Source organism: Brucella sp. NBRC 12950, assembly GCF_030268145.1.
Classification (GTDB): domain Bacteria; phylum Pseudomonadota; class Alphaproteobacteria; order Rhizobiales; family Rhizobiaceae; genus Brucella.
In genome coordinates, this window is record NZ_BSQC01000001.1 from 201,602 (window position 1) to 224,411 (window position 22,810).

A 22,810-nucleotide genomic window follows, 5' to 3' on the forward strand; every position below is an offset into this window, starting at 1 on the left:
AATAAAAAAGCCCCGCTTCTGCGGGGCTTTTTGTTAGCTTTGTTTCGCTGTCTTCAAGCGGGTTGCACTGAGCAGTCCTTGTTCTTCGAGAACCGGATATGCCATCGATGCCAGCAATGAATTGATCTGCTTGAGATCGCGAATGGTGTCGAGATGGATGGTGCTTGTTTCGATACTGCGCGTTGAGCCTTCGCGAAGGCGCGAGAAGTGACGCATACTCGTCTGCTTTTCGAGATCGCGCAGATTGTCCTTCTCCTGCACCAGCAGGCGCGCCGTGCGACCATCACGCGAAACAATCACGTTGAAAGCCATATGCGCGTTGGCCAGCACCATGGCATGGAAATGGCTCAGCTCCTTCCAGCCTTCTTCGGTGAATTCGAGATTGTGGTCCATCTTCTTTTGCACATGCGCAAGCATGTTGCGGACGATGATGTCGCCGACCTGTTCGAGCTTGACGCAGGCACCCATCAGCTCCTGCATACGGAGCGCTTCAAACTCATCAAGATCCTTGCTTGCAAGCCTGGTGAGATAAAGCTTGATCGCCGCATGTTTCTTGTCGACCCGGTCATCGAGTGCTGCAAGTTCATTAATACGTGCCTGATCCGGCTTCTCGTAAAGGTCGATAATGCGGCGCAGCATTACTTCAATCGTGTCGCAGACGCCCACAACTTCGCGCGTTGCATTGGCAAGCGCCTGCGAAGGACGGTCGAGCACGGCATTGTCGAGCGCGCTGTATTCTTCGACCTCGATTGGCTGAACGGGGGCATTCTTGTCCGAGTTGAGATGCACCAATGCTTCTGTCGCTCGCAGAACCAGGCCGGACAATGGAATGCCCGCAAGCATGATGATGACATTGAACAGGATATGCGCGTTGACCACCTGCGAGACAGGGTCGCCGCCGAGGAAGCCGAGCGAAGGCTTGAAGCTTTCAAACAGCACCAGCATGATCATCGAACCTGCACCGCGCATCAGCAAATTGCCGAGCGGGACGACGCGAGTTTCGGGTGGCGCGTTGCGGGTCAGAATTGGGGCAATAATGGACGAGCCGAGATTGACACCCAGCACCATGATAACTGCAAGCTCGGGCGTGATTAGTCCACGGGACGCGAATGTGGTCAGCAGGATGACGCCTGCAATGCTCGAATGGAACAACCAGGTCATCAGTGCGGCCAGAAGATAGGTCGTCACCGGATCGCTGGACAGATAATCTACGATAATTGGCAGCAGCTCGCTCTGACGCAGCGGCTCGGTGGCCTGTCCTGTCATTTCCAGAGACATGATGAGCAGGCCGATGCCGACGAGGATGCGGCCAATCTGGCGCCAGTCCCGTCGCTCGGTGGTCATGAAAATGGCGGTGCCCGAAACAAGGCAGAGCGGCACAAGCAAAGTCAGATCATAGCTCAGGATCTTGACGACAAGCGCCGATCCAAGTTCGCCGCCGCGCACGGCCATCAAGCCCGCAACGCCGCTCACAATGCCTGATCCGACAAAAGAGCCGACCAAAAGTGTGACTGCGGTGGAACTTTGCAGGGCAATTGCCATGACGAGGCCGAAGGCTATCGCCAGCAGCGGGTTCTGCATCTGATTGCGCAGACGACGGCGTAGCCGATCACCATAGGCGCGCTCCACACCCGTTCGCACCATGCGGGTCGCCCAAAGAAGGAGAGCAACAGCACCAGCAAGATGCAAAAGGACAAGAGAACCGTTCATTGGAACTCCTTTCGGGTTGGAGATTGGGGGATCAAATTTTTCAATTAAGTCTAAACAACAAAAAGAGAAAAAATATGTTCCGGCTAATTATATTAATGAGGGAATATGAGCCTGAAATCCCTCTAAATCAAGCGGCGTCGCTTCAATGTGAAAGATATGTGACAGTTTTATGACATATCGGGCGACGCAGTCCCTATGTACTGCGGACTGTGATTAGCGGGGAGGGCCGCTTCTGTGTCATGGACTGCGTGTTCGCGCGCGCCTATATATGTTGAAGAACAAATTGCCTGCTGAGCTGAAAGAGACAATCGTAATGCGTTTTCCGCCTTCCTTTCTCGATGAGATCCGAGATCGCGTGCCGATCTCGACGCTGATCGGAACGCGCGTTTCGTTTGATCGGAAAAAGAGCAATCCGCCGAAGGGTGATTTCTGGGGCTGTTGCCCGTTCCATGGCGAAAAAACGCCAAGCTTCCACTGCGAAGACCGTAAGGGACGTTACCACTGTTTCGGTTGCGGAGTAACCGGCGATCACTTCAAATTTCTGACCGAGCTGGAAGGCGCAAGCTTTCCTGAAGCAGTGGAGCGCGTCGCTGACATGGCTGGCGTGCCGATGCCCGCACGCGATCCGGAAATGGAAAAGCGCGAAGCGCAGCGCGCATCGCTTTATGATGTGATGGAGCTTGCAGCGCAGTTTTTTGAAAGCCAGCTGCAGGTTGCTGCAGGCGCAAAGGCGCGTGCTTATCTGCGCGATCGCGGACTTTCCAGTGCAACACAGCAGACTTTTCGCATTGGCTATGCGCCGGAATCGCGCAATGCGCTGAAAGAGTTCCTGGCGGGCAAGGGTATTGCGAAAGACCAGATCGAAGCCTGCGGCCTCGTTGTCCATGGTGAAGGCATTGCGGTTTCCTATGATCGTTTCCGTGATCGTATCATGTTTCCGATTGAGGATTTGCGCGGACGCATTGTCGCTTTTGGTGGTCGTGCGCTTTCGGCTGATGCCCCTGCAAAATACCTCAATTCACCGGAAACCGAGCTGTTTCATAAGGGCCGCATTCTTTATAATGGCCTCCGTGCACGCAAGGCGTGTCAGCCACAGGGCGGCGAACCGGCAAAGCCGATCATCGCTGTTGAAGGCTATATGGATGTGATTGCGCTGGCACAGGCGGGCATTGAGCAGGCCGTGGCGCCGCTCGGGACGGCACTGACAGAAGATCAGCTTGAATTGCTTTGGCGCATCAGTCCTGAACCTATCCTCTGCTTTGACGGCGATGGCGCAGGTGTTCGCGCAGCCTACCGTGCTGCTGATCTGGCATTGCCTACGTTGCAGCCGGGTAAATCGTTGCGTTTCGCCATGCTTCCCGAAGGGCAGGACCCGGACGATCTGGTGAAGGCAGAAGGCCCGTCGGCGTTTTATTCCGTTTTGCGTGATGCCAAACCGCTGGTCGATATGGTCTGGACGCGTGAGACTGCCAGCGGCGTTTACGACACCCCGGAGCGGCGTGCGGAACTTGAAGCGCGTTTGCGCGAAATCACCAGCCGCATCGCAAATGAGGACATTCGGCGCCATTATAGTCAGGAAATGCGTGACAGAGCTCAGGCATTTTTTGGGCAGCGACGGCAAAATAATGGCGGAAATACGTTTAATCGTGGCAAAGATAAGGCGCGAGGCCCTCAGCAGGGTCGCGGCGGTGCTGCCTTTGGCGGTCGTCTGTCGTTTTCTGACAGTCTGACGCGCTCCAACATGGTCAAAGGCCGCAACGCGCCGCTACGCGAAACGGCAATCGTTTTGATGCTGCTTAACCATCCGCGTCTGATCGAAGAAGATTTTGAGACGATGGCCGCACTTGATCTTGAGCACGAGGCCTTGAAGGTATTGCATCTGGCAATGCTGGATGTGCTGGCCTCCAATCATGTCGAAGATGGATACGCGATGCGCAAGGCGCTGGTTGCGGCCGGGCATGTCGAATTGATCGAGACGCTTGAAGCTGTGGTCAGGCGCACGCGCGAGTGGACTGCCACGGCGCAGGCGGCCGAGGATGATGTTCGCGAAGCCTTAAAACAAGCGCTTCACTTGCATCAGCGGGCGCGCACCCTACATAGGGAGTTGCGCGCTGTCGAAGCATCGCTTGATAGTGATGAAACGGGTGAAATTTTCGCCCGACTTATTGATATTCAGAAACAGATTGCTCAGGCAGAAGCAACCGAAGCCCTCATTGACGGGTTTGGACTTTCATCGGGACGCGCACCGGGAAGTTCGTGATTTCAGTCATGCTGCCTGCAATCAGGTAAACGCGTAACAGTTTAATGTCACAGGCCCCGAATCACCTGGAAACGGCGAAAGACTTCAAACTGCCGGAAATGGCGGGTTTGCGGGAATTTGCGGCGTTGAAAAGGGCCGAGAACGCGCCGCGACAATAAATGATTCGCTTTTTGGACCCGAATCAGGTGAGTCGCTCTTGACGTGCGGCACAAATGACGGAATCACGACAGTTCGAGCAAGGATTAAAGAACTGATATTGATAAACGTTCCCTAAGTGGACTCCTGAAATCAGCCTTGATGGGCGATAGTAACAGACCGGGCAGGGCCTTGAAGGCGACCATTGATCCCGGATCTACCCACAAGAATTTGGAGACGACAGGGTCCGTTAATACCGGCAGGGTTAATCCGGCATTAACGTGAAATCAGCTATTCGCAGAATCAACAGTTAAACGGCGCTCTCGCAAAACCGTTTGACCACTCTATATATCTTAGAAGCGACCGGTGTCGCCTGGAGACGAGCAATATGGCAACGAAGGTTAAGGAAAACGAAGAAGCCGAAGTCGAGCGCGAAGGTGCGACCGACGGGCCGCTTCTCGACCTTTCTGACGATGCTGTCAAGAAGATGATCAAGCTCGCGAAGAAGCGCGGCTACGTCACTATGGACGAGCTGAATGCCGTGCTGCCTTCCGAGGAAGTGACATCCGAGCAGATCGAAGACACGATGGCCATGCTTTCGGACATGGGCATCAACGTCGTTGAAGACGACGAACAGGAAAACGATCGCGACGACAACAGCGACGACGACAATGAAGAAGGTGGCGATCTGGTCGAATCGACCGGAACGGCTGTTGCTGCCACCACTACCAAGAAAGAGCCGACCGATCGTACGGACGATCCGGTGCGCATGTATCTGCGCGAAATGGGTTCCGTCGAGCTTCTGTCACGCGAAGGCGAAATCGCCATCGCAAAGCGCATTGAAGCCGGTCGTGAAACGATGATTGCAGGGCTTTGCGAAAGCCCGCTGACATTCCAGGCGATCATCATCTGGCGTGAACAGCTGAATGAATCCAACATTCTGCTTCGTGAAATCATCGACCTTGAAACCACTTATGCCGGACCGGAAGCCAAGCAGGCTCCGATTGTCGAGCGCGTGGAAGAAGAAAAGCCGCGTGATGACAAGGGTCCGCGCCGTTCGCGTGATGACGACGACATTACAAATGTCGGCGGCGACATGCCTGCGGAAGAGGAAGAAGAAGACGAGGATGAAGCCAACCTGTCGCTGGCGGCTATGGAAGCCGAACTGCGCCCACAGGTCATGGAAACACTCGATCTGATCGCAGATACCTATCGCAAGCTGCGTAAGCTGCAGGACCAGCAGGTTGAAAGCCGTCTGGCTGCTGCCGCTGATCTGTCTTCCAGCCAGGAACGTCGTTACAAGGAACTGAAGGATCAGCTGATCAAGGCGGTTAAGTCGCTTTCGCTGAACCAGAACCGTATCGAGCAGCTGGTTGAACAGCTTTACGACATCAACAAGCGTCTCGTTCAGAACGAAGGCAAGCTGCTGCGTCTGGCTGAATCGTTTGGCGTGCGTCGTGAAGAGTTCCTAAAGGAATATCAGGGTCACGAACTTGATCCAAAGTGGGTTGAGCGCGTCGGCACCCTGGCTGCTCGCGGCTGGAAAGACTTCGCCACGAAGGAAGAGCGCACGATTGATCGTCTGCGTTCGGAAATTCAGATGTTGGCTACTGAAACCGCGATTTCGATCGGCGAATTCCGCCGCATCGTCAATCAGGTTCAGAAGGGCGAACGCGAAGCAACCATCGCCAAGAAGGAAATGGTGGAAGCCAACCTTCGTCTCGTTATCTCTATTGCCAAGAAGTACACCAATCGTGGCCTTCAGTTCCTTGATCTTATTCAGGAAGGCAATATCGGTCTGATGAAGGCGGTCGATAAGTTCGAATATCGCCGTGGTTACAAGTTCTCGACCTATGCGACCTGGTGGATCCGTCAGGCAATCACCCGCTCGATTGCCGATCAGGCGCGTACTATTCGTATTCCGGTGCATATGATCGAAACGATCAACAAGATCGTTCGTACCTCGCGCCAGATGCTGCATGAAATCGGTCGTGAACCAACGCCGGAAGAATTGGCTGAAAAGCTGGCCATGCCGCTTGAAAAGGTGCGCAAGGTTCTGAAAATCGCCAAGGAACCAATTTCGCTTGAAACGCCAGTTGGTGATGAAGAAGATTCACACCTGGGTGATTTCATCGAAGACAAGAATGCGCTGCTGCCAATTGATGCGGCCATTCAGGCAAACCTTCGTGATACGACGACCCGCGTTCTCGCATCGCTTACACCGCGTGAAGAACGCGTGCTGCGTATGCGTTTCGGTATCGGCATGAACACTGACCATACGCTTGAAGAAGTCGGTCAGCAGTTCTCGGTAACGCGCGAACGTATCCGTCAGATTGAAGCGAAGGCACTGCGCAAGCTCAAGCATCCGAGCCGCTCGCGCAAGCTGCGTTCGTTCCTCGACAGCTGATAACTCCTCGCCCGATGCCGGATACGGTTTCGGGCGATTTTTATAAAGAGGGAGCGTTATGTCTTTTCTGAAGCGTCTTTTTGGCGGTGGCTCAGTTGAAGAAACCCCAGCAGCACCAAAAGAAGCCGGGCGTCTTGAACACAAAGACTTTCTGATCATCGCGACGCCTTACAGCGAAGGCGGCCAGTATCAGGTTTGCGGTGTTATCTCGAAGACGATCAATGGTGAGCTGAAAGAACATCGCTTTGTGCGCGCTGATCGCTGCCCTGGCATTGAAGATGCCGCGAGCATTTCGCTTAATAAGGGTCGTCAGATCGTGGATGAGCAGGGCGAAGCTATCTTCCGCTAAGCGAACTACAATAAATTGAAAAAGCCGCGCATGAACACTGCGCGGCTTTTTTGTGTGCTCTAGTTATTTATTATCTCATTATCCTACGCAAAAGGGCGCAGGGCGCTCCACAGCATCGGCCCGAAGATCGGAATCGATTTTCGGAAAGCACGATGCGTAGATTCGATAGTTTAGAGCGTCCTTTGTGCGTCCGAATGGACGCACGGCGCTCTAATGCGGATGGCAGACGAAGCCGACCATCTTTCGAACTACTGGCAGGATGGCAAGCAGGACCGGGAAGGCGATTGCCCAGGACAGAGCCCACGAAGTCATCCAGCTATAGGCCAGATCGGGGTGGGCAAAGCCAAGGCTTTTCGCCGTTGCGATCAGCGAGACGACGAAGGTCATCATGACCGAAAGAATAAATGGCATCACAATAGATGCATAACGCGCTGGCAGTTTTCTGCGGCGTGACCCGTTAAACTGAGACATATGTATTCCTGAATATTATGCGGGGAACGCGCAACGAAACATCAAAGCGGATAGCCGTTCCCAGCTAAATTGATGCGTTGCCTAACGTAAGACGCTTACGGTCATAAGGATGACGAAGGTTGTCTAACGCAAGAATGCTCAGCATTCAATAGGGAAGGGCGGCGATTTGCCCATGCCCAAAAGTATCTAATTGCACTATATGCAGCGTCATGGATAAGAAACCCTTCTGGCAAACCAAATCTCTAGAGCAGCTCAACCGACGGGAATGGGAAAGCCTGTGCGATGGATGCGGTCAGTGCTGCCTGCATAAATTGCTGGATGACGACACTGAGGAAGTCTACTGGACGACTGTTGCCTGTACACTTCTGGACGCAGAGAGCTGCAAGTGCAGCGACTATCCGAACCGTCGCAAAACGGTGCCGGATTGTGTGTTCCTGACGCCTGAGATCGTTCATGAAGTCAATTGGCTTCCGGCTACCTGTGCTTATCGCTTGGTTGCAGAAGGTGCTGATCTCTATTGGTGGCACCCGCTGGTATCAGGTTCGCCAGATACGATCTACGAAGCCGGCGTCTCCGTTCGCGGCAAGGTGACGGCTTTTGACCATGAACTCAAGGATGAAGAAGAATACATCCAGCACATGGTGCCATTGGATTAATCGTTTTATCAGGGTGCATTAATTAAGTTTAATGTTCGGTCTTTGGCGATTTTGGTTTGGCGCTGCTTTCAATTTAAGTGATTGTTTTATATTATTTTTATGAGGATACGTTGTGTCGGTCCTTGGCGGTGTTTACCAAACTGAACGCTATATGAACGTGAACTTGGCTTTCCGTTCATGTTCGATGGACTACTTATCGGATGTCTCGGGTGAAGATCACCTGATAAAAGTTCGAAAGGGTTTTAAGATGTCCGCAATGTCGCTCAAGTCATTCGTTGTCACTGCTGCAATCGGTTTCGCCGCCGTCTTCACCGCTGGTGCTTCGGCAAATGCTGCATCGCCTGCATCCGTGCCTGCGGTCAGCACCGCAGCGCATTCGCCTGTGATCAACATCGATTATCGTGGTAATCGTCATCATGGACGTCCTGCCTATCGCGGTCCGGCCTGCTCGGTTGAAGGCGCCAAGATGAAGGCACACCGCATGGGTATTCGTAACGCACGCGTTGCTTATCGCGGAAAATCGGTTCAGGTGCGCGGCTTCCGCCATGGTCGCCCGACCGGCGTTGTATTCGCCAATGTACGCGGTTGCCCAATCATCCGTTAATCGGACCTAGTGACTAAACAAAAAGCCAGCCTGAAACTCAGGCTGGCTTTTTCTGTTGTCTTAGACTGTTAGAGTAAAAGGGGCGCGTGAACGCCCCTTCTTTGTCGTTATTCCTTGATCTCGAAAACGACGTTGACCGAAACATTATAGCTGTTTTCACCGGCTGCGACTGGAACTGAATCCTCAGGGGCAGCGGCTGCCATCATCTTGGCCTGACGCGCGATTGGCATCGGCATAGGCGGACGGCTCTGTTCGTTGATTTCAACGACCCGACCAAGGCCAACGCCTGCTGCATCGGCAAGGGTCTTTGCCTTGGCAATCGCATCAGCAACGGCACGCTTGCGGGCTTCGTTGATCGTGGAAGCTGGATTATCGTTCACGAAGGTAAGATCGCCGCCCTGATTGACGCCAAGCGTTACTGATTCATCGAGAACATTGCCAACCTTGGCGAGATCACGCACACGCACGCTCAGGCTGTTGGATACGCTATAACCGCTGATTTTTGGTTCTTTCAGGCCGTTCTTGTCGTCCGGATAGACATAACGCGGCTGAATATTGATGCCACTGGTCTGGAGATCACGCTCCTCGACGCCGGCCTTTTTCATTGCTTCCAGCACCTTGGCCATTGCTTCATTATTGGCCGTCATTGCTTCGCGCGCCGTTTCAGCATCGCGCAATACAGTGAGGTTCAGAATTGCCATGTCCGGGGCAGAGTTCATCTTGCCTTCGCCGGTCACTGCAATGCGTGCTGGCTGCTTCGTCATGTGATTCTCCTGCGCTGCAGCTGGCAGTGAAAATGCACCTGCAAGCATGATTGCCGAAAATGAAGTGGCAAGAAGGGTAGTAGCGCGGTTGTTCATAAAATCTCCTGTAGAGAAAGTTGAGGCAGCTTGTGCAAAGCAGACTCCTTGAGAAGCCATTTCTGCTTTGTCATTGAGTGTATTTAAGTTCCCTCTAAAGCAAAACGCCACAATATCTGGCCTGAAACGCAGTTGATTTGCAACCTGGCGGTTCAATTCAGATGAATCGTGTCTTGAGTTGCATGAATGACAATCGAATATGTGCGCATTAGGGCAACTCGTGTAATTGACAGCTTGTGTCGTATCTTTCTTTAGGGTAGGTGCAGTGTTGCGTGGGCCTGTAGCTCAATTGGTCAGAGCCGGCGGCTCATAACCGCTTGGTTGGGGGTTCGAGTCCCTCCGGGCCCACCATTTTCTCCACAAAACTTATTCTCGATTTTCAATGGGTTTCGCTTACTCAAGCGAAGGAACCTTGTGAGCTGTTTTGAAATAGTTTTCTACCACGGTAGTCATAATCAACAACGTCGCAGTTTAAGTGTTGATTAGATGCAATAACGGCGTGACGCATTGTATTTCATTAATTAGAAATTCCTGTGTGAACTATAAAAACAGGTGGGAATCACAGTGGGTTATAAAATGGGACGGTGGTCTGGCGAGGGTCAGGCCACGGGAATTATTGCGTCTGATTGTAAGAAACTGAAGCGTGCTTCGGCATTTACCAGCGCTGCTGGTGCTCTTGCTGTAGCCGTTGGGATCGCTGGCGTATCAATGAGCAGCGATGCTGCTGCGTATGATTACGGTCAGTATGCCAATCAAACAGTCGATAAACTGATAAATGATTATCCGGGCCGATATCGCGGAACTGCTAATTTTGAAGCTGCAACCAGCTGGATGCAGTCGCGGCTTGGCGTGGGATATGAAACATCAATCCAGAACTTTAATTGGACAGCTAGCGGCACCAGCCGTGCGTCTAAGAACGTAATCGCTTCGGCAGCTGGTACGACCGGAAAATATCTCGTGGTGGGCGCGCATTACGACACGTTCTTCGGTCGGCCTACCTTGCAGGGTCTGGATGACAATGCGTCGGGCGCTGGCGTTCTTACCGAAATCGCGCGCAATATGGCCGGTATCCAGCTCGAAAACGGGTTGGAAGTGGTTGGCTTTGGTGCGGAAGAAGAAGGTTTGCGCGGATCGCGTGCCTACGTCGCTTCGTTAAGCGCTGAAGAACGCGCCAACATGCTCGGCATGATCAATATCGACAGTCTGATCACCGGCGATAAAATGTATGCGCATGCTGGCCGCAACAGCGTCGCTAATCCGGCTCTGGCGTCTTATCGTGAGCAGATTTTCAGAATTGCGGATGAGCTGAATATCTCGCTCTTCACCAATCCTGGATTGGACCCGGCATATCCGGCCGGTACAGGCTGCTGTAGTGACGGTGATAGTTTTCTTGGTCTTGGCATTCCGGTTCTCTACATGGAATCAACCAATTGGGAACTTGGCGATCTTGATGGCTATACACAGACCGATAATCCAGCGATCCCGGGAGGCAGCACCTGGCATAATCCGGCGCGCGACAATGAACAGGTCTTAACGAACGCCTTTGGCGAAGAACGTGTCGAACAGCGCCTACGCGATTATTCACGACTGTTGACCCGCCTTGTGCTGGAGCTGACCAATGCCGACCTTCTTGCTTCGACAGCTTCCGGCGGCGCGATGATCAGGCAGATGTCGGATCAGCTTGGCCGTCAGCATGATGCTCTGGTCAACCTTCATAACCGCCGCTGGCTTAGTTTGCTTGAAAGCGATCGTGCTGTCGGGACGTTTAAGGGCGAAGCGAGTATTGAAGGCGATATCTATCCCGGTAGCGGCTTCGATCTACCTGGCGTATCCGATGCAACGCGTTTGGGCATCAATCTTCTCGGTGATTATCGTTACAACGATTCCTGGACCTTCGGCGGCAGTATCGGATTTCAACGCAGTCGCGATAAGCTCAACCACGAGGGTTCTATCGAGAGCGACAACTGGCAGGCTGGCCTTTATGCGTTGTTTCAGGACAGCGCTTCAAATTGGCTTGCGGGTGATTTGAATATCGGGCGTAGCAGCTTCGATAATAAACGCTCGATATTCCTACAGGCGATTGACGGCCCAGTGCTACTCGATCAGCGACTTTCGTCAGATACGTCAGCCTTGTCTTGGGGCGCTCGGGTTGAGGGCGGTCATGACTTTACATTGGGCGGTGTAAAAAGCGGCCCGGTCGCAGGTCTTGATTATATGCGGTATCGCATCAACGGCTTTGACGAAGACAGCGATTTCCGCACCGGCATGAGCTATGACAAACAAACGTTTGATTCATTCGAGGCCAGTATCGGCTGGCGTTTGCATGGCACAATTGCGCTCGGCAACGGCATGGTTCTCCGTCCATATTCCAGCTTGAAGTGGGTGCATGAGTTTGCAGATGGTCGTCCTGACAGCATCCAGCTCACAAGCCTTTCGGATGGCGGTGTGCGTATCGCCGATTTGGGCAATGTTGATAAAGACTTTGGACGTGCGCAGCTTGGTGCTCAGCTCGCTGTAACTGAACAGGTCGGCGTCTTCAGTGAAATCAATGCGCGCTTTGGTCATGACGACGGAAATCAGGTTGGCTACTCTCTCGGTCTTCAGTTCCGCTTTTAGTGCGCCGGCTCGCTTTAGTCAGAGCGAAACGTGCTCTAAGCGTGAATTGAATTTCAATCCGAATTTAATCTGGTTGATTTCATAAGCCCATACGGTTGTAGCCCGCCCGGTTTAATCGCCAGGCGGGCTTTCTCATGCGCGAATTACGCATGGCCGCGACGATTTTACCTGTTCAACAATTTTTTAGGGGTCTGTTAAGGAAATAGTAACGCAATGAAACAATTTTTTATGCTGCGTGATTGGCGATATTATGGAGGTTTCAGGCAATGACTAAAAAAACAACCACTGTTGCGTTGGCGCTTGCAGGGTTGGTGGCGAGTTCTTTCGCGGCTTCGGCTAAAACAAGTCATGTTGGTGAGTTTCGGGATTGGGGCGTTTATCAGAACACGCAATTGCCCGGAAACAAATGCTATGCTTTGACTGTGCCGTCGAGTTTCCTTCCGGCAGGCGTCAGGCATGGCGATAACTTTATCATTATTTCCAAGTCTGGAGGCGGTTACAGCCCCCAGCTCGTTATGGGTTATCAGCTTAAAGCCGATAGCACGGTGAGGGTGATGGTGGATGGTGCGCAGTTCCCATTTTTCACTGAAGGGAATCGGGCTTGGGCACAGAACGAAGGCGATGAGGCGCGCATTATTAGCGCAATGCGGTCTGGACGCTCAGTTAACGTGCAGGCCACTTCGGTTCGTGGCACGCAGACACGCTACACATTCTCGCTTATGGGACTGTCGGCATCGCTTCAGCGCGTTGATCGCTGCTAAGCAAGCAAAAATGAAGCCCCGCCAAAGGGCAGGGCTTCATTTCGTTAGAGCTTGGGCGGGCTATGACAGCCACTGCTGGTGCTTGTACCAGTCATCAATGTCGGACTTCACACGGTCCTTAGCGATACCGTAGCGCTCCTGAATCTTGCCTTCCAACTGTTCGCGGCGACCATTGATCTGGTCAAGATCATCGTCAGTAAGCTTACCCCACTGTTCCTTGACCTTACCCTTAGCCTGTTTCCAATTACCTTCTACGCGATTCCAGTCCATTGGATTTCCTCCGTTCTGGTTAGTTGTGATTAAACAACGCGTCAAAGGCTGTTTGGTTCAGATTATTGGGCCTTTTTCAAACTCTCTTGGCCGGATTGCAGTTTCGTTGAACTCAAAGACCGAGGAACTTGAACGGTTCGGAATCCTTGAAATCTTTGTTTACGACGCCGGAAAAGATGTTGCGCTGATCTGGTCCCAGATCGAGTTTCTGAACCTTCCCTTTATCTGCTGAAAAATCGATTGTGTTCAGATCGACCCAGAAGATGTTGGGCGTAAGTGCAGATTCAAAGAAGTAGAGCTTACGTTTGTGATCAGCGACCGTGCGCCAGCGTGTCGATGAGATGTTCGGCTGATCAGGTGTGGTGATGCCGAAAGGTACTGATGTGTTGCGAATGACGCTGAAAACGCTCGCCAGTGCTTCGACCGGTTCTTCTGACTTCGGAATAGCATTGATGTAGAAGGCCGCGCGTGTGAAGCGATCCGAAGCCCGATTGGTGCCCGGCAGCATCACCGTTCCGCCGATCTGTGTCCAATAGGAATGAAGTGCCAGCTGTTCATCAAAGGTCGGCGAATTGGTCATTACCTGATATTCACGGCTGTGATGAATGACCTGTTTGCCGTCGATATATTCGATGATGGCGCTGTCGCCTGATGCGTCTGACATGGAGAGATGCAGCGTTGCTAGCCTGCTTTCACCGGGAACCTTGTCAGTGACGATTGTGAATGGGTTGGCGCTAAGCGCTTTAACGGCTTCATCGACGGTCGCAAAATTGTCGAGCACATATTGCGCCCAGGCCGCGATGGACAGGCCAGGACCCGTTCCGTCATATTTAGGATATTCAGATTCAACCAGCCATAACACATTGGCCACAAGACCGGCTTCGTTCATGCCGTCGGTTGTGGAAATGTCGTAGCCGGAGGAAATGACGCTTCCATATTTGGACTTCCACTTGACGGAGTTTGGTCCGGCTTCACCTGAACGATCCATTCCGCGCGGGAAAATCCAGAGATTGGTGCCGACATCAACTTTCCAGTCCATGGAGCGGGCAGTGATTACCTGATCGTTCGCTCCGAGATAGACTACGCGTGTGCAGGCTTCGACGACAGGTGCGACAAACATACTGACGGCGACGAGAGCGCTGGTGCATGCAGCGGCAAAGGACTTTCTCAGAATAGCCATTGGTAACCCCCTTGTTGAAACGGTCGACGCATTTCTCAACTTTATGCGCTGCATTCGTGACGCCTATCACGGCAATCCAGTGCAACACCTGATCGATATTTATCTCTCACCGCCATAACCACGGCGTTTCCATTCGGCAAGCAGCATAATGTCGGGCGGACCGCCGCCTGCTTCATACCAGGAATCAACGGCCCAGCGCTCGCCATCCTTCGCTTGGATTACGGCGGTCCAGTGTGGATAGCGGCCGTCAATAAAGCTGCCGCGTGTTGTTTTGCGTGCTGGCGAATGATGTTTTAGCCACCCTCGCGCATCCAGATATCGGATAAAATTATCAGTGTTGGTCGATTCATCGATACAATCCATCTGGCCTTTGATGCGCGCTTTGCCAAATTGCATTCGTGGTTTGTCGCGCACGCCGATGAAAGCCGTGCTGCGTTGCTCAAACAAGGCAATTGCTGACCGCAACGCTTTACGTTCGGCGGCGGGCGATTGCGCTCCCTGGCGCATGAGGCTTTGAACTCGGCGCAGATCCTGGGCAGATAAAGTCACCTTGGTTCGATAATAGCATTCATAGCCATGACAAACACTGAAAGTCTGAGCCTCGGCCTTTGGCGCAGCTACAAAGAGCGTCAGTGCAGTGATTGCTACGGCAAGCGGTTTCATAACGAGTTCCTATTTCGCTTTCAAAGCTGCGGATCAGGTTTGCTTCTGGTTTGTAAACAAGAGCGATGGTTCAAGACGCTCTATCCCCTGATAAGGATTGGCATGAATGGCGAGAATCCATAGACAAAATGCAGCCGTGATCGAATAAATTACCATAGCTTTGATCCCGGCCGTTACTCTGTCCGCATGTGTTGCGGCAATTGTAATTATCGTCAGGACCGTTAGTGAGAACAGTAGATACCACTTATACATGTCAACCGAAGTTGAGCCGACAGAAAGTCGTGCATTGCGCGCATCCTGCAATTCATCAAAATCGCGGACGAGCTGCGATATGATCGGTGCAGGAATGTCAGTTTTGGCGAGGTGTACGATCTCACGCCGAATATTTTGCAGTGCAACCTCAACGGAATGAACGGGATAAATGTTACTGTTCCCCTGCCATTCGTCCTTAATGACTGCAGAGCGATATTCGGACAACGAATTCACGAGCACAGGTGCGTTGAGAATGTCGGGGCTTGCAGCTCCGATCAGTCGCGAGATTGATGACCGCTCTTCGCTTGTAGCCTGATCAGCCTTCGAGTTCGCTGTCCAGATATCCGCGGCCACAAACCCAAGCGAGAGCGCCCAAGCCGTGGCAATAGTGCTGATGAAAGCACCGATCGGGATTGATAAAATATCGTGATTGGCATGGCGAGACAGAATGTGGAGTGCCAAGCGGCCTACAAAATAGACGGCAACACCGAGTATCGCGAACGTTACGAACGAAAGATACACGGATAGTTCGAATATTGATGTCATCCCGCGCCCTGTTCCCCAAAATCTATAACCTGCTCAGGTAGTTGAGGCCATATTAGAAAATCTTGCAAGTATGAAATGGCTTTCCATTATTTCTTGCTAAACAAAGGCTTGCGCTCGATCCTGGTTATTTGGCTGACCAATTCCATGGACAAGCAAAAGCCGCCGGGAAACCCCAGCGGCTTTGAGTTACGGCTCCACCAAACGCAGAACTGCTGAATGGGTATCAGAACTGGACTGAGAGGCCGATGACTGGACCGTGCTGAGTTACGTCATATTTGAACTTCTCGACGCCATCATTGTCGCGATAATCCTGATAGAGCGCACGGTAGCCGACGCGCCAGGTGGTGGGAACATCAAATACCAGCGTGCGATAGCCGAGATAGATCTGACCATTCGCACTCAGCTTGGTTCCTGCTCCAAAGCCACCAATGTCCGCTTCTGCGAAGATGTTCCAGCGATCATTGATATCGTAGAAGACACGCGTCCCGATGAATGGATCAGTCCAATCTGCTTTACGAGATGCGCTGAATGGTCCGATATTGACCTTGGCTTTCAGTTCGGTCCAGCGAACGCCCACAGTCGGCTCAATAGCGAAGACGCGCTGTCTGCCGAAAAGTGTAGTGCCCTCGAGCTGCTGTTCATAGAGGCGATAGTAGACGCCACCTGAGAGGGTCGTCGATGTGATGTCCATGTCGAGCTGTTCATTGAGAACATCCGCGCCCTGACTGGTCTTGGTATATTGGCCATCAAAATAGGCGCCGAATGTACCATTCGTCACTTCGACATTGCCCATGAAGCTCATATCGAGATTATCGAGAATGTCTTTGAACGGCACGTCAACATTCGTGTTCAGCCCAAGTAGGCCCGCTTTACCGTTCAACGATGCACCCCAGACATAGGGGCTGAAAATCACACGCCAGCGCTGCTGATCCTGAATATCGGTCTGAACAGGAGGAGCAGCGACGATATCGGCAGCATGGGTGACCCCAGCAGCCGTTAATATAAAAGAGCTAGCTAATATAATATTTCTAAAAGTAGTATTCAGTAAATTATTACTATCGGTGCGCGAATTGTTTCTGTTCACGGCATTATCCTCTCGGAACCTAATTTAGAAACATATAAAAGACAGGGCCATTAAAGGCGTAATCCATAATTATGTTAATCATGACAAGAAATAAACCAGAAAATGAATGTAATACAGAGGTTTTGTCTGTTGACTTTGCTCTGAGGCAACCGTTCTATTCCGATGCAATTTGATTAATGAATGTTTCTGGCTTCCGAATGTGGCCGAGCTCCCAAGTGGCTGCATTTTATCAATCCAGGCATCTAATTTTGTGATGAGGTTTATCATGCAAAAGAATTGGTCTATCTGGAAGTCCTCTTACCGAATGTTGGCTCGTGGTGCAGCGGTTGCAACACTTGCTTCGGCACTCATCGTCCCGCAGGTGGCACAAGCCTGCACGAGCTTTGTATTGCCGACTACAGACGGTAGCGTCGTTTACGGACGCACAATGGAATTCGCTTTCCCAATCGATTCCGATTTGATCGTACTGCCGCGCAACTTTGAAATTTCAGCCACACCGGCAGATGGCAAGGAAGCGAAGTCGTGGAAAGCCAAATATGCGGCGGTGGGCATGAACGCTTTCGGCGTCACTGCACTCGCGGATGGTATGAACGAAAAAGGCCTGACCGGCGGCGTTCTTTATTTCCCTGATTTTGCAAAATACACCGATCCTGCAGATGCCAAAGCTGAAGACAGCCTTGCACCTTGGGATGTTCTGACCTGGGCTTTGACAAATTTTGCAACTGTTGCAGAAGTGAAAGAAGCGCTGAGCAATATTTCAGTCGTTACAGTTATCCAGAAGAATATGGGCATCGCTCCGCCGCTGCACTACACCCTTCACGATGCCACCGGCGCATCCATTGTCATCGAGCCAGTTGATGGCAAGCTGAAGGTTTATGACAATCCACTTGGCGTGATGACGAATTCACCTTCGTTCGATTGGCACATGACCAATCTCCAGAATTACGTCAAATTGTCGCCGAATAATGCGAAGCCAGTGAAAATCCTCGGGGCTGAAATCACTCCGCTTGGCGAGGGCTCAGGCATGTTGGGCATTCCGGGCGACACGACACCACCATCGCGTTTCGTTCGTGCTAGCGCTTATGTCCTGTCAGCCAAACCGGTTGCCAGTGGCGTCGAAAGCGTGCGACTTGCTGAGCATATCGTTAATAACTTCGACATTCCAAAAGGCTGGATCGAAGAGCCGAATACGCCTGCTGAATATACACAGTGGAGCACAATCGGCGATTTGAAGAACCAGGTCTATTACATCAAGACTTACGATGATCCGGTTCTTCGCGGTGTTTCGTTCAAAGATCTGGACCTCGATGCCAAGGATATGCAGACGATCAAGATGCATCCTAAGCTTGAGCCAGCTTCACTCATTGAGAAAAAGTAATCTGGTAAGAACTCCGAAAATGAGGGCGGCCGATCAGGTCGCCCTTTTACAGCGGTTCCAGTTAGGAAAGAATCGTTGGAACTGCTGTAACTATTTGTTTTTACGCATTATCCGACGCAAAACCGCTTCGCACTTTTGCTGGAAATGCTATAATTATGGTACGTCGTCGTAACCGACCACTCCGCCCTCGTTTTCGAGATTGGCAATTCGTTTTGCTTCGGAGCGGTTAAATTTTAGACGCACGCCAAGTCCACCACCGTTCTCCCAGATAAACTGAGCGCCCACCTTCTCCAGCGTATCTTGCAGCGCCTGTATTTGTTTATCGGAAGGCGTTCCGAGCTTCCGTTCGAACTGTTCAATGGTTCCGGTGTCGATACCCGATAGTTGTGCCAGTCGCTCGCGAGAGAATTCTACGAGTGCGCGTGCTGCACGGCATTGCGGCCCTGTTATCATAGTAAACTTCCTATCCGGATGACATGGTTTCTGCCTCTGATGTCGATAAGTCTATGACAAATAACCACGAAAGCCATGCGGCTTTTTGCTAGCAATGAAGTGCTACCGTTAACGATCACGCAATCTTGAAGCTTGCGTTTTTTCGTGAACACAATTTCGCCATTGTTTTTCTTGTCCGCCGCGGTGTCGCTTCTTACATAAAGAAGAACTCCCGCAGGAGGATGCCGTTTGTCTGGCTCCTTGCCAGATCGATAGTTCGGCCTGCCTCATAAACATAAAAATCAGATGGTTTCCGATGACCACTTATAAATATTTCATTTGGCCTGCGATTTTCACGGTCATTGGACTTCTCTGCGCTCTCTGGCTTGGCTATTCGACAACCGGCACCGTCGGGGGCATGGTCTCCGTCTTCATCATCTGTGCGGTGCTGAGTGTTCTCGAAATTTCCCTTTCATTCGACAATGCCATTGTGAATGCACGCATTCTGCGTGACATGACACCCAAGTGGCAGCATCGGTTCCTGACCTGGGGCATTATCATCGCCGTTTTCGGTATGCGGATCATCTTCCCGCTGGCAATCGTTGCGGTTGCCATGTGGACAGACCCGATTTCCGCACTGAAACTCGCCATTTGGCAGCCTAATGAATATGCGCGGGTCATTGCCGAGTCTCACACGGGTATCGCAGCCTTTGGCGGCACATTCCTGCTGATGGTTGGCATGAAATACTTCTTTGACGTCGAGAAAGATGTGCATTGGGTCAAGATCATCGAGAGCCGCATGTCGAAGTTCGCGTCGGTTCAGGGTGTTGAAATCGGCGTTGCCGTCGCACTCATTCTCTTCTTCTCCTATCAGCTTGATGCCGAGCATTCGCACACATTTCTAGTCGCAGCGTTGTTCGGCCTGCTGACCTTCCTTGCAGTTGAGGGCTTGGGCGAAGTGCTCGACGCTTCGCAGGAACAGGTGGACATGGTCCATCGCGGCGGTCTTGGCGCTTTCATCTATCTTGAAGTGCTGGATGCCAGCTTCTCTTTCGATGGTGTGATCGGTGCCTTTGCGCTCACCACCAATCTGTTCGTGATTGCAATCGGTCTTGGCATCGGTGCGTTCTATGTGCGTTCGCTCACCATCATGCTGGTGGAGCGTAAGACGCTCGGCCAGTATCGCTATCTTGAGCACGGCGCTTTTTACGCGATTATGGTGCTGGCCGTGATCATGTATGTGCAGACGCTGGTCCACATTCCGGAAGTCATCACTGGTCTGATCGGCGCAGTGCTGATCGGTCTCTCGCTTCTGTCGTCCATTCGCTACAACAAGAAAAACCCCGAGTGGCAGAATGAGGCCGATGAAGCGGCGCTGCATTGATAAACGGCTTACAAGCGAAACGAGAAAGGGAGGCGAAAGCCTCCTTTTTTCTTGAGGCTTGACGGAATCAGCAGAGTTAGCGAGCTTTGGTGAGCTCCCGGCGCTGATAGGCCGGAGCATATCAGCATATGCCGCAAGCCTATAAGCCAGCGGCTACGACTTTTTTGGAGAGGGGTCTTCCATGGTCGTTACTCGTTTGAGCAAAACCGCCTTTGTCGCGGCAATCGCTTTCTTCGCAACACTCGTTTCGTTCGGCAATATCACAGACTACGGAAGCAATTTTGCTTTCGTCCAGCATGTGCTTCTGATGGATACGATCTTTCCGGATGCAACCATCAAATATCGCGCGATCGACAGCAATTTCCTACATAATGCCGGATACATTCTGATTATCGCGGCAGAGACATTGACGGCAATTCTTTGCTGGATTGGCGCGTTTGCCATGTTCGGTCGCCTGAGTGGTGATGCAAAGAGCTTCAATCACTCAAAGAAATGGGCAATTGCTGGCCTGTCTGTTGGCTTCCTCGTCTGGCAGGTAGGCTTCATGTCGATTGGCGGCGAATGGTTCGGTATGTGGATGTCTTCAACCTGGAACGGTATCGAATCCGCCTTCCGCTTCTTCATCACCATCATTGCCGTGCTGATTTATGTCGTCCTGCCAGATGGCGAGATCGAAAAATAATCAGATGAAATGAGATGCAAGGGCGGGTTCGTTGATGAGTTCAACGCCCGCCTTTTGCATTTGATCGAGCATGGTGTCCATTGATCCGCCTATGTCGATGCCGCGACATGCGTCGAGCCGAACGCGCACACGAAAGCCATGTGACACGGCGTCGAGCGCGGAATAGGCAACGCAGAAATCGGTTGCCAGTCCGGCGATTGTCAGAGAGCCAATGTTGCGATCACGCAAGTAGCCCGACAGGCCGGTCGGCGTCTGCCGGTCGTTTTCATAAAAAGAGGAATAGCTGTCTACGCCAATGCGGAAGCCTTTGCGAATAACGAGCTGCGCGCGCGTCCAATGCAAGTCCGGATGAAAATCGGCTCCATGTGTGCCTTGCACACAGTGATCGGGCCATAATGTTTGTGGGCCATAAGGCATATCGATGGTGTCGAATGGCTTCTTACCAGAATGGCTTGTGGCAAAGCTTGAGTGACCCGCAGGGTGCCAGTCCTGTGTCAGAATGACATGTTCGCTCTCATCGATCAGCCGGTTGATAGCGGGCAGAATTTCATCGCCCTTATCGACAGCCAGTGCACCACCAGGGCAGAAATCATTTTGCACATCAACGACGAGAAGGGCATGACCGATCATAAAATGCTCCTGACTGCTTTGATGCGATTATAATCAGCGGCAAGGGTGCTTGCCAGCAAATATCCGCGTTCTGGTATTACATTGTCTTTGGTGCTACCGACCTACTTTCTTTACGTGAACAGGGGGTAGTTATGACCGATGAAATCACGCGCGACAGCAACGGAACGCAGCTGAACGACGGCGATTCCGTTACGCTCATCAAGGATTTGAAGGTCAAAGGAACATCAACCACGCTCAAGCGTGGTACGCTGGTCAAGGGCATTCGCCTGACCGGAAATCCAGACGAAGTTGATTGCAGCACAAAGCAGGTCAAAGGCCTCGTGCTGCGTACTGAGTTTTTGAAAAAAGCCTAATCAGGCATCAATTTCGACACGACCACGCGGACGGCTGCAACAGGCAAGAATGTAGCCTTCCGCGATCTCGTCGTCACGAATGCCGCCATTGTGGTTCATTTCGGTTTCACCGCCGACGCATTTGACCTTGCAGGTGCCACAGATGCCGAACTCGCAGGCGCTCGGGATTTTGAGCCCGCCATTGCGCGCTGCCAGCAGGATTGTGTCATTCTCGGTGCATTCGACTTCAACGCCGGACAGGCTGAAGACGACGCTGGCTGGTGCGACAGCGGGCTTTACCGGAGCCGCCGGTGCATCCACCGCCAGAGCAGAAGGCACTGGAACGGCAGAGATTTCGGTCGCAGGCTGGAAGCTTTCCTGATGATAATTGGCCATGTTGAAGCCGGATTGCTCCAAAAGGCCACGCACGCCATTCATGAATGGCTCAGGACCGCAGCAGAATACTTTGCGATGCAGAAAATCCGGCGCCAGCAGTTCGAGCCGGGCACGGTCGATACGCCCATGCAGGCCGGGCCAGACATGGCGGGCGGATGATTGCTCGACGATGAATGCAAGGCGCATGGCTTCCATACGGCCAGAGAGCAATTCAAGCTCCTTGCGGAAGATGATGTCGTCAGGGGAGCGCGCGCAATTGATGAAGGCGACATCGGTCGCCGGTGCGCAATCAAACAGCCAGCGCGTCATCGAAACCATTGGTGTGATGCCGGAGCCAGCCGAAATAAAGAGATATTTTTCACTCGGATGATTGGCGAGCGAAAAGTCGCCATTTGGGCCATAGGCCTTGATGGTCATCGGCGGGCGCAGGTGGTCGAGCATCCAGCGCGTGCCGATGCTATCTTTCTGCGCTTTGACGGTGACTGAGATATGATAGGGCCGGGAAGGGGTCGATGACAGCGTGTAGGTCCGCAATACCGGCCCCAATCCATCGGCCCGTTCAATCGGCAGTTCAAGAGTGACGAACTGGCCCGGCGTATAGCGGAACCAGTTGTCCTCCAGCGTTTTGAAGGAGAAGGTCATAACGTCTGGCGCTTCTTCGATGGCCGAGATGCATTGCAGCATCTGCAACCTGTCGTTCCACGGCAGCATCTCGTCCAGATATTTCAGAGGCTGCATGGCCTTCTCACTTC

Annotated in this window: 22 protein-coding genes and 1 tRNA gene; 12 read left to right on the forward strand and 11 right to left on the reverse strand. The window is 52.3% G+C overall.

From position 1 onward, the window contains the following. Positions 1-33: 33 nt before the first annotated feature. Positions 34-1,710, reverse strand: a complete 1,677-nt coding sequence (locus tag QSJ70_RS00945) for a Na/Pi cotransporter family protein (RefSeq protein WP_007875915.1) — start codon at positions 1,708-1,710, stop codon at positions 34-36. Between the two features lie 313 nt (positions 1,711-2,023). Between QSJ70_RS00945 and dnaG the strand changes: the two genes are divergently transcribed. The 3 genes from dnaG (at position 2,024) to QSJ70_RS00960 (ending at position 6,861) form a co-directional block, all read left to right on the forward strand. Next, a complete protein-coding gene (gene dnaG / locus QSJ70_RS00950; protein ID WP_285534501.1) occupies positions 2,024-3,970 on the forward strand; it encodes a DNA primase in 1,947 nt (648 codons plus the stop codon). Between the two features lie 523 nt (positions 3,971-4,493). Beyond that, positions 4,494-6,512 (forward strand): RNA polymerase sigma factor RpoD, encoded by a 2,019-nt coding sequence (gene rpoD / locus QSJ70_RS00955; RefSeq protein ID WP_007875911.1) that lies wholly within the window; start codon positions 4,494-4,496, stop codon positions 6,510-6,512. 58 nt (positions 6,513-6,570) lie between these two features. Then, the gene (locus QSJ70_RS00960) at positions 6,571-6,861 is read left to right on the forward strand and encodes an HlyU family transcriptional regulator (RefSeq protein WP_007875910.1); all 291 of its coding nucleotides are present in this window, start codon (positions 6,571-6,573) and stop codon (positions 6,859-6,861) included. A 210-nt stretch (positions 6,862-7,071) separates the two neighbouring features. Here QSJ70_RS00960 and QSJ70_RS00965 read toward each other — a convergent pair whose 3' ends face one another. Beyond that, on the reverse strand, positions 7,072-7,332 hold the full coding sequence (locus tag QSJ70_RS00965) for a DUF2798 domain-containing protein (protein WP_064320845.1): 261 nt from the start codon (positions 7,330-7,332) through the stop codon (positions 7,072-7,074). A gap of 209 nt (positions 7,333-7,541) precedes the next feature. On the opposite strand from QSJ70_RS00965, the gene QSJ70_RS00970 reads away from it, so the two are divergent. Both QSJ70_RS00970 and QSJ70_RS00975 read left to right on the forward strand, forming a co-directional pair. Beyond that, positions 7,542-7,988, forward strand: coding sequence for a YcgN family cysteine cluster protein (locus tag QSJ70_RS00970; RefSeq protein WP_285534502.1), 447 nt, complete (start codon positions 7,542-7,544; stop codon positions 7,986-7,988). A 247-nt stretch (positions 7,989-8,235) separates the two neighbouring features. Beyond that, positions 8,236-8,592: a hypothetical protein gene (locus QSJ70_RS00975; protein WP_007875905.1), complete on the forward strand. Its 357-nt coding sequence runs from the start codon at positions 8,236-8,238 to the stop codon at positions 8,590-8,592. 107 nt (positions 8,593-8,699) lie between these two features. Here QSJ70_RS00975 and QSJ70_RS00980 read toward each other — a convergent pair whose 3' ends face one another. Continuing rightward, on the reverse strand, positions 8,700-9,452 hold the full coding sequence (locus QSJ70_RS00980; protein ID WP_007875904.1) for an SIMPL domain-containing protein: 753 nt from the start codon (positions 9,450-9,452) through the stop codon (positions 8,700-8,702). Between the two features lie 274 nt (positions 9,453-9,726). Here QSJ70_RS00980 and QSJ70_RS00985 point away from each other — a divergent pair. The 3 genes from QSJ70_RS00985 to QSJ70_RS00995 all read left to right on the forward strand — a co-directional run bounded on the left by QSJ70_RS00985 (position 9,727) and on the right by QSJ70_RS00995 (position 12,829). Further along, positions 9,727-9,803 (forward strand) — tRNA-Ile (locus tag QSJ70_RS00985). A gap of 213 nt (positions 9,804-10,016) precedes the next feature. Then, positions 10,017-12,068, forward strand: a complete 2,052-nt coding sequence (locus QSJ70_RS00990; protein WP_285534503.1) for an autotransporter domain-containing protein — start codon at positions 10,017-10,019, stop codon at positions 12,066-12,068. 266 nt (positions 12,069-12,334) lie between these two features. Further along, positions 12,335-12,829 carry an invasion associated locus B family protein gene (locus QSJ70_RS00995; RefSeq protein ID WP_039859959.1) on the forward strand — a complete coding sequence of 165 codons (495 nt, stop codon included), beginning with the start codon at positions 12,335-12,337 and terminating at the stop codon, positions 12,827-12,829. 60 nt (positions 12,830-12,889) lie between these two features. Here QSJ70_RS00995 and QSJ70_RS01000 read toward each other — a convergent pair whose 3' ends face one another. The 5 genes from QSJ70_RS01000 to QSJ70_RS01020 form a co-directional block, all read right to left on the reverse strand. After that, complete coding sequence (locus QSJ70_RS01000) at positions 12,890-13,099, reverse strand: CsbD family protein (RefSeq protein WP_007875896.1); 210 nt, start codon at positions 13,097-13,099, stop codon at positions 12,890-12,892. 112 nt (positions 13,100-13,211) lie between these two features. Further along, positions 13,212-14,279: a linear amide C-N hydrolase gene (locus tag QSJ70_RS01005; protein ID WP_007875894.1), complete on the reverse strand. Its 1,068-nt coding sequence runs from the start codon at positions 14,277-14,279 to the stop codon at positions 13,212-13,214. A gap of 99 nt (positions 14,280-14,378) precedes the next feature. Further along, the gene (locus QSJ70_RS01010; protein WP_007875893.1) at positions 14,379-14,942 is read right to left on the reverse strand and encodes a hypothetical protein; all 564 of its coding nucleotides are present in this window, start codon (positions 14,940-14,942) and stop codon (positions 14,379-14,381) included. Between the two features lie 33 nt (positions 14,943-14,975). Then, on the reverse strand, positions 14,976-15,740 hold the full coding sequence (locus QSJ70_RS01015) for a bestrophin-like domain (protein WP_007875892.1): 765 nt from the start codon (positions 15,738-15,740) through the stop codon (positions 14,976-14,978). A 223-nt stretch (positions 15,741-15,963) separates the two neighbouring features. Further along, positions 15,964-16,764, reverse strand: a complete 801-nt coding sequence (locus QSJ70_RS01020) for a hypothetical protein (protein WP_112812580.1) — start codon at positions 16,762-16,764, stop codon at positions 15,964-15,966. A 325-nt stretch (positions 16,765-17,089) separates the two neighbouring features. Here QSJ70_RS01020 and QSJ70_RS01025 point away from each other — a divergent pair, with 325 nt between their 5' ends. Beyond that, positions 17,090-18,202 carry a linear amide C-N hydrolase gene (locus QSJ70_RS01025; RefSeq protein WP_285534506.1) on the forward strand — a complete coding sequence of 371 codons (1,113 nt, stop codon included), beginning with the start codon at positions 17,090-17,092 and terminating at the stop codon, positions 18,200-18,202. Positions 18,203-18,355: 153 nt separating this feature from the next. Here QSJ70_RS01025 and QSJ70_RS01030 read toward each other — a convergent pair whose 3' ends face one another. After that, a complete protein-coding gene (locus QSJ70_RS01030) occupies positions 18,356-18,655 on the reverse strand; it encodes a helix-turn-helix domain-containing protein (RefSeq protein ID WP_105518745.1) in 300 nt (99 codons plus the stop codon). Between the two features lie 295 nt (positions 18,656-18,950). On the opposite strand from QSJ70_RS01030, the gene QSJ70_RS01035 reads away from it, so the two are divergent. Both QSJ70_RS01035 and QSJ70_RS01040 read left to right on the forward strand, forming a co-directional pair. Beyond that, entirely contained in the window at positions 18,951-20,018 is a 1,068-nt protein-coding gene (locus QSJ70_RS01035; RefSeq protein ID WP_007875881.1) for a DUF475 domain-containing protein, read from the forward strand. A 181-nt stretch (positions 20,019-20,199) separates the two neighbouring features. After that, positions 20,200-20,700 carry a DUF2165 family protein gene (locus QSJ70_RS01040; protein ID WP_007875879.1) on the forward strand — a complete coding sequence of 167 codons (501 nt, stop codon included), beginning with the start codon at positions 20,200-20,202 and terminating at the stop codon, positions 20,698-20,700. Here the strand turns inward: QSJ70_RS01040 and pncA are convergent, their stop codons facing one another. Then, positions 20,701-21,330 carry a bifunctional nicotinamidase/pyrazinamidase gene (gene pncA / locus QSJ70_RS01045; RefSeq protein WP_285534508.1) on the reverse strand — a complete coding sequence of 210 codons (630 nt, stop codon included), beginning with the start codon at positions 21,328-21,330 and terminating at the stop codon, positions 20,701-20,703. A gap of 131 nt (positions 21,331-21,461) precedes the next feature. On the opposite strand from pncA, the gene QSJ70_RS01050 reads away from it, so the two are divergent. Beyond that, positions 21,462-21,683, forward strand: a complete 222-nt coding sequence (locus tag QSJ70_RS01050) for an alkylphosphonate utilization protein (protein WP_007875876.1) — start codon at positions 21,462-21,464, stop codon at positions 21,681-21,683. On the opposite strand, the gene QSJ70_RS01055 is transcribed toward QSJ70_RS01050, so the two are convergent. Then, positions 21,684-22,796: an FAD-binding oxidoreductase gene (locus QSJ70_RS01055; protein ID WP_112812522.1), complete on the reverse strand. Its 1,113-nt coding sequence runs from the start codon at positions 22,794-22,796 to the stop codon at positions 21,684-21,686. Positions 22,797-22,810: the final 14 nt, after the last annotated feature.